The sequence below is a fragment of the Xanthomonas sp. SHU 308 genome (genome assembly GCF_000364645.1).
Classification (GTDB): Bacteria; Pseudomonadota; Gammaproteobacteria; order Xanthomonadales; family Xanthomonadaceae; genus Xanthomonas_A; species Xanthomonas_A sontii.
Genome location: NZ_AQOK01000176.1, coordinates 1 through 6,710, shown reverse-complemented (window position 1 = coordinate 6,710; position 6,710 = coordinate 1). Strand labels below are relative to the sequence as shown.

Annotated in this window: 6 protein-coding genes; all 6 read right to left on the bottom strand. The window is 69.8% G+C overall.

What is annotated here, in order from left to right; all coding sequences use genetic code 11:
• Positions 1-1,371: glycoside hydrolase family 3 N-terminal domain-containing protein (locus tag D588_RS0107110; RefSeq protein ID WP_017915485.1), on the bottom strand; the 1,371-nt coding region annotated here is incomplete at its 3' end.
• A 253-nt stretch (positions 1,372-1,624) separates the two neighbouring features.
• A complete protein-coding gene (locus D588_RS0107105; protein ID WP_017908619.1) occupies positions 1,625-2,566 on the bottom strand; it encodes an alpha-E domain-containing protein in 942 nt (313 codons plus the stop codon).
• The gene (locus tag D588_RS0107100; RefSeq protein ID WP_017915484.1) at positions 2,566-4,014 is read right to left on the bottom strand and encodes a circularly permuted type 2 ATP-grasp protein; all 1,449 of its coding nucleotides are present in this window, start codon (positions 4,012-4,014) and stop codon (positions 2,566-2,568) included. Before D588_RS0107100 ends, D588_RS0107105 begins: the two co-directional genes overlap by 1 nt.
• A 79-nt stretch (positions 4,015-4,093) precedes the next feature.
• The gene (locus tag D588_RS0107095; RefSeq protein ID WP_017915483.1) at positions 4,094-5,413 is read right to left on the bottom strand and encodes a mechanosensitive ion channel domain-containing protein; all 1,320 of its coding nucleotides are present in this window, start codon (positions 5,411-5,413) and stop codon (positions 4,094-4,096) included.
• Complete coding sequence (gene folB, locus D588_RS0107090; RefSeq protein WP_017912042.1) at positions 5,410-5,763, bottom strand: dihydroneopterin aldolase; 354 nt, start codon at positions 5,761-5,763, stop codon at positions 5,410-5,412. The genes D588_RS0107095 and folB overlap by 4 nt, the downstream gene beginning before the upstream one ends.
• A gap of 70 nt (positions 5,764-5,833) precedes the next feature.
• Positions 5,834-6,710: tRNA (adenosine(37)-N6)-threonylcarbamoyltransferase complex transferase subunit TsaD (tsaD, locus tag D588_RS0107085; protein ID WP_017915482.1), on the bottom strand; the 877-nt coding region annotated here is incomplete at its 5' end.

Below are 6,710 nucleotides of genomic sequence, written 5' to 3'. Positions count from 1 at the left end.
CGCGGCGGCCACCGCCGCCTCGATGCCGCCGTCCAGCGGCGCTTCCAGGCCGCAGCCGGGCACCACGGTCAGCGCCTGCGCGTCGGCCAGCGCGGCGCGCACGCCGGCTTCCAGGGTCACGTAGCGGCTCTTGTCGCCGAACAGGGTCCAGCAGCCCTCGATGTTGTCGCGATCCTGCGCGAACGGGCCGATCAGCGCGATCTTCTGGCCCTGCTTGCGCAGCGGCAGCACCGGGCCGTCGTTCTTCAGCAGCACGATCGAACGCCGCGCCGCGTCGCGCGCCAGCGCATCGTGCGCGGCGATGTGCGACGGGTCGGCCTCGCGCGCCGGGTCCAGCGAGCGGTACGGATCGTCGAGCAGGCCGATCGCTTCCTTCAGTTCCAGCACGCGGCGCACCGAGGCATCCAGCAGCGCCATCGGCACCTCGCCGTCCTCCACCAGCGACGGCAGGTGCGCGGCGTAGAAGCCGCTCTGCATGCTCATGTCCATGCCGGCCAGGAACGCCTTCTTGGTCGCGTCGCGCTCGTCGGCGGCATAGCCGTGCGCGATCAGTTCCATGTCGGCGGTGTAGTCGGAGATCACCACGCCGGGGAATTTCCATTCGCCGCGCAGGATCTCGGTCAGCAGTTCGTGGTTGGCGCTGGCCGGCACACCGTTGATGTCGTTGAAGGAGGTCATCACGCTCAGCGCGCCGGCCTCGAAGGCGGCCTGGAACGGCGGCAGATGCACGTCGCGCAGGGTCTGCGGGGCGATGTCGACGCTGGCGTACTCCATGCCGGCGGCGACCGCGCCGTAGGCCGCGAAATGCTTGGGCGTGGCCAGCAGCGCGTCGTCGGCGCGCAGGTCCGGCCCGTGGAAGCCGCGCACGCGCGCGGCGGCGAAGGCGCAGCCCAGCACCACGTCCTCGCCGGCGCCCTCGGCGCCGCGGCCCCAGCGCTGGTCGCGGGCGATGTCCACCGCCGGCGCATAGGTCCAGTGGATGCCGGCAGCGGTGGCCTCGACCGCGGTGGCGCGCGCGGTGCGCTCGGCCAGTTCCGGCTCGAAGCTGGCGGCCTCGCCCAGCGGGATCGGGAACACCGTGCGCATGCCGTGGATCACGTCCGCAGCCAGGATCACCGGGATCCCCAGCCGGCTCTCCTCCAGCGCCACCTGCTGGATGCGCCGCCCCAGTTCCGCGCCGACGCCGTTGAACAGCGAGCCGACCCGGCCGGCGCGCACCTGCTGCAGCACCTCGTCGGCATTGCGGACGTTGGCTTCCGGATTCACGTCGGGGGCGAACGGGCGCACCATGTCGGCGAAGACGCCGAGCTGGCCGACCTTCTCCTCGACGGTCATGCGGGCGATGAGCGATTCGATACGATCCGAAGCCATGGGGTCCTTTGAGAAAACGTTTACATAGCCGCCAATTCTAGCTCTGAGGCCAGTCGATGGGGCAAGTTCCGGCGCCGGAATCGCCTATTCATAAAACTGTCTACCGACCGGGTCCGGCCCGGCCGCCGCGCACCATACGCCGGCGAAGGGGCGCCGCCTAGGGGGACTCGAAGGAAAGCCGGGCCCGGCCCGGCGTGGATCCCGGATCGCCGCGGCCGGCCGCTGGCGCGGCGCACAGGCCACCCGCCTCAGCTCAGGAGCTGAAGTAGGCCTCGGCGATGGCGCTGTGCAGGTGGCCGAGATGGGTCTGGATCTCGTCCATGAACCCGGCCGGGTTGTGCTGCGCCAGGTACGCCGGGTCGGCGTTGCGCACCAGCCCGCTGATGCGCATCAGCGCGCGCTCCACCGGCGGCCGTGGCGGCATGGTCGGCAGGATGTGCTGGGCGCGGACCAGGCAGAACTGCACGCTGCGCGGGAAGTCGTTGTTCTGCAGCAGGAAACGCAGCGCCTGCTCGCCGGTGACGCGCTGACGCACGTGGCGGCGGTACATCTGGTAGGCGGCCTGCGCGCGCAGCACGCTCATCCACTGCATGGCCTGGTAGGCCTCGCGGTCGTCGGCCTTGCGCGGGGTGATCAGGCCCGAGGCACCGGCATCGATGATGCGCGTGGTCATGTCGGCCTGTTCGATCGCCGTGCCCAGGCGCAGGAACTGGAAGCCGATGTCGCGGCTGACGTTGGCGGTCAGCAGCCCGGATACCTTCAGGCAGGCGTCGGTCACGTGGCCCAGGAACTCCATGCGGTAACGGCGGCCGACGCTGCGCTCGCCGTTGGCGTCGATGTACAGGTGCAGGTCGTTGACCGCTTCCCAGATCTCCTGCGGCAGGGTGTCGCGGATGCTGCGCAGCAGTTCGCGCGCGTACTGCACCGAACTGCGCAGCGAGGACGGATTGCGTTCGTCCAGCAGCAGGAAGCGCACCACGTCGGCGTCGCCGACGTCGTCGCCGGCGTTGGGGAACCACAGCGCGAAGATCTCGCCGGCGCCGACCGTGTCGATCATCGGCCGCCAGGCGAAACGCACCGAGCGCGGCAGGTCCAGTTGCAGCAGGCTGCCCACCCCGACCAGCCGCGCGGTGGTCTCGGCGCGGCGCACGTAGCGGCTGAACCAGTAGAGGTTGTCGGCAACGCGCGAGAGCATCAGTCCAGCTCCTCGTCCAGGTCCACCACCCAGGTGTCCTTGGCGCCGCCGCCCTGCGAGGAATTGACCACCAGCGAGCCCTCCTCCATCGCCACCCGGGTCAACCCGCCGGTGGTCACGTAGACGTCCTCGCGGGACAGGATGAACGGGCGCAGGTCCAGGTGCCGCGGCGCCGGCCCGGCCTCGGTCACGATCGGCGCGGTGGACAGGCCCAGGGTCGGCTGCGCCATGTAGTTGCGCGGGTCGGCCAGGATCAGCTTGCGGAACTGCTCGCGCTGGCGCGTGGTCGAGCGCGGGCCGATCAGCATGCCGTAGCCGCCGGACTCGTTGGCCGGCTTCACCACCAGTTCGTCCAGGTGCTCGAGCACGTACTGGCGGTCGGTGTCGTCGTGGCACAGGTAGCTGGGCACGTTGGGCAGGATCGGCTCCTCGTCCAGGTAGTAACGGATCATCTTCGGCACGTAGGCGAACACCACCTTGTCGTCGGCCACGCCGGCGCCCGGCGCGTTGGCCAGCGCCACCTTGCCGGCGCGCCAGCTGCGGATCAGCCCGGCCACGCCCAGCACCGAATCGGCGCGGAACGCCTCCGGATCCAGGAACAGGTCGTCGACCCGGCGGTAGATCACGTCGACCCGGCGCGGCCCGTACACCGTGCGCATGTAGGTGCAGTCGTCGTCGGCCACGAACAGGTCGTCGCCCTCGACCAGTTCGATGCCCATCGCCTGCGCCAGGTAGGCATGCTCGAAGTAGGCGCTGTTGAAGATGCCCGGGGTCAGCAACGCGATCACCGGCTGGTCGCCCGGGCGCGGCGACAGCGCCGCCAGGGTGTCGTAGAGCTGCGCCGGGTAATCGTCCACCGGCAGGATCGCGCTGGTCTCGAACAGTTCCGGGAACACCCGCTTGGCGACCATGCGGTTCTCGAGCATGTACGACACGCCGCTGGGGATGCGCAGGTTGTCCTCCAGCGCGTACAGCGTGCCGTCGGCGTCGCGCACCAGGTCCGAACCGCACACGTGCGCCCACACCCCGAGTGCCGGGGTGATGCCCACGCACTGCGGGCGGAAGTTCACCGAATGCTCCAGCAGCATCGCCGGGAACACCTTGTCCTTGACGATGCGCTGGGCGCCGTAGATGTCGCCGATGAACAGGTTGAGCGCGCGCATGCGCTGCTTCAGCCCGGCCTCGGTGCGCTGCCATTCGTGCAGCGGGATCACCCGCGGGATCAGGTCGAACGGCAGCGTGCGATCGACGTTACGGCCGTCGGAGTAGACGGTGAAGGTGATGCCCATGACCCGCGCGGCGACATCGGCGGCGAGCTGGCGTTCGGACAATTCGCGTCCACTGAGGCTGGACAGGTACTCGATGACCCGGCGCGCGGCCGGACGTGGCTGCCCGTCGGACTGGATCAGCTCGTCGAAGGTGGCCGTGCGGTACTTGCTCCAGTCCATCGCGCCCCTTGTTGCTGCGGGCCGGCGGCGAGAGGCGCCGGCATGTTGTCCCGCAACATGCCCGCAGACGTGACAGCCGTCAAGCCGCCGGCGGCGGCACGGCGTCCGGGGCGCGGCGGATCCGCGCGCTGTCCATGAACATCGCGTCGCTGGAGGCCTGGAACACGCGCAGGTCGAAATTGGGCAGGATCGCCAGCAGGTGATCGAACAGGTCCGCCTGGATCTGCTCGTACATCGCCCAGCGGGTGTCGTTGGCGAAGCAGTACAGCTCCAGCGGCAGGCCGTTGGCGCCGGGTTCCAATTGCCGCACCAGCAGGGTCATGTCCTGGCGCACGTGCGGGCTGGCGCGCAGGTAATGTTCGACGTAGGCGCGGAAGGTGCCGAGGTTGGTGATCCGGCGGCCGTTGATCGGCGCCACCCCACGCTCGGCCAGCGCGCCGTTCCACGCGCCGAGTTCGTCGCGCTTGCGGTCGATGTACTCGCGCAGCACGGTCAACTGCCGCATCTGCTCGATCTCGGCAGCGTCGAGGAAGCGCACGCTGTGCTGGTCCAGGTACAGCGCGCGCTTGATCCGGCGCCCGCCGGCCTCGCTCATCCCCCGCCAGTTCTTGAACGAATCGCTGATCAGCTTCTTGGTCGGGATGGTGGTGATGGTCTTGTCCCAGTTCTGGACCTTGACCGTATGCAGCGCGATGTCGATCACGTCGCCGTCGGCGTTCTGCTGCGGCATCTCGATCCAGTCGCCGACGCGGACCATGTCGTTGGAACTGATGGTGACGCTGGCCACCAGCGACAGCAGGGTGTCCTGGAACACCAGGATCAGCACCGCCATCATCGCGCCCACGCCCGATAGCAGGATCACCGGCGACTTGTCGACCAGCACCGACACCATCAGCACCGCCGCGACCACGCCGAGCACGATCTTGAGCAACTGCATGTAGCCCTTGATCGGCTTGTTGTGCGCGTCCGGGCGCCGCTCGTAGACGTGGTTGAGCAGGTCCAGCACGCGCGACAAGGCCAGCGCCACGGTCAGCACGATGAAGGCGGCGCAGACGTTGCGCACCACGCTGACCATCGCCGCCGGCAGGTGCGGCACCGCGCCGATGCCCAGCGACAGCACCAGCGCCGGGATCACGTTGGCCAGGCGCGGGATCACGCTCAGCTTCACTTCCTTGTCGCTGAGCACGGTGGCGCGCAGCACCCGCCGCAGCCCGCGCAGCAGGATCCGCTTGGTCACCCAGTTGGCCAGCCACGCCGCCAGCAGCAGCGCCACGATCACCATCGCGTCGTAGGCCCAGGGATACGGCGCCAGGGTGTGCTGCAGGTCGGCGAAGAAACGCGCGCCGGGCAGCGCCGCCGGCGCGGCGCTGGCGAACGGCAGCGACGCCTGCGTGCTCATGCGCGGCTGCGCTCGATGATGACCCCCACCGCCTGCGCTCCGCGCACCGCGCCCGGCTTGCTCAGCTTCAGCCGCAGCCACTGCACGTCGAATTCTTGCAGCACCGCTTCCGCGCAGCGCTCGGCCAGGGTTTCCACCAGCCCGTAGCCGGACTGCTCGACCAGTTCCACCAGACGCTTGCTCACCGCCTTGTAGTTGAGCGTGTCGGCGATGTCGTCGCTGGCCGCGGGCTTGCGGTTGTCGAAGCCCATTTCAAGATCGAAGCGCAGCGTCTGCCGGATCCGCCGCTCCCAATCGTAGATGCCGATCAGCGCGTCGATTTCCAGACCTTCGATGAAGACTTTATCCATGGGGAGCGGGGAATGGGGAATAGGGAGTGGGGAATGGTAAGAGCAGAGGCAAAAGCGGCGCGTGAGCCGCTCACGATTCCCGATTCTCCATTCCCGATTCCCGACTTGCCGCCAATGGCGGCAAGTCCGCCATGTCCCAGCGCGGCGTCACCTGCACCGCGGACGCGGTGTCGTGCAGGCCGGCCTGCAGGCGCAGGGCGCCGGCGAAGGCGATCATCGCGCCGTTGTCGGTGCACAGCGCCGGGCGCGGGAAGCAGGCACGGCCGCCGCGGGCCTGCGCCATCGCCTGCAGCTTGGCGCGCAGGCGCAGATTGGCGCCGACGCCGCCGGCGACCACGATGGTGTCGCTGCCGGCCGCCTCCAGCGCGCGCTCGCACTTGATCGCCAGCGTGTCCACCACCGCGTCCTCGAAGCCGCGGGCGATATCGGCGCGCACCGCGTCGGACTGGTCGCTGTCGCGCCAGGCCAGCAGCACCTGGGTCTTGAGCCCGGAAAAGCTGAAGTCCAGGCCGGGCCGGTCGGTCATCGGCCGGGCGAAGCGAAAGCGCCCCGAGGTGCCCTGCGTGGCCAGCGCCGCCAGTTGCGGGCCACCCGGATACGGCAGCCCCATCAGCTTGGCGGTCTTGTCGAAGGCCTCGCCGGCGGCGTCGTCCAGGGTCTCGCCGAGCAGGCGGTAGCGGCCGATGGCCTCCACCGCGATCAACTGGGTGTGGCCGCCGGAGACCAGCAGCGCCACGAACGGCGGCGCCGGCGCGCCGTGCACCGGGTCCGGATCCTCCATCAGCGGCGCCAGCAGGTGGCCTTCCATGTGGTGCACGCCGATCGCCGGCACCTCCAGCGCCCAGGCCAGGGCGCGGGCCACGCCGGCACCGACCAGCAGCGCGCCGACCAGGCCCGGGCCGGCGGTGTAGGCGACCCCGTCCAGGTCGCGCACCCGCAGGCCGGCC